General features: G+C 39.5%; 1 pseudogene. It reads right to left on the reverse strand.

The features are described 5' to 3' along the window. A pseudogene (locus tag CDG56_RS16805) lies at window positions 1-409 on the reverse strand (IS5 family transposase); the annotation flags it as partial. Window positions 410-428 lie beyond the last annotated feature (19 nt).

Here is a 428-nt window from a genome sequence, read left to right on the forward strand (position 1 = left end):
AGGTTGCCTAGACTATCCACTAAGGCAAGAATTTTACAGGTCATTCCACCTCGAGATTTACCTATAGACTGTTTGAAAGTCCCCCTTTTGCACCTTGCCCATGTCGATGAACTTTAACAATCGTTCCATCAATCATGGCGTATTCCAAATCAACATCTTCATTTACAGATGCAAAAATAGTTTCAAATACACCAGCTTTCACCCAATCACGGTATCTTTTAAAGACGGTATTCCATTTACCAAAATGAGGAGGTAGATCACGCCATGGACTGCCTGTACGGGCAATCCATAGGACTGCTTCTAAAAATAATCGATTATCTTTTCCACTACGACCTCGATCGGTCACTTTACCTAGGCAAAAAGGTTCCATTTTTGCCCATTGGGCATCAGTAAGTATGTATCTATCCATAGTACTATTATAAATTAAT

Origin of the sequence: Acinetobacter sp. WCHA39 (assembly GCF_002165385.1) — a bacterium.
Taxonomy (GTDB): Bacteria; Pseudomonadota; Gammaproteobacteria; order Pseudomonadales; family Moraxellaceae; genus Acinetobacter.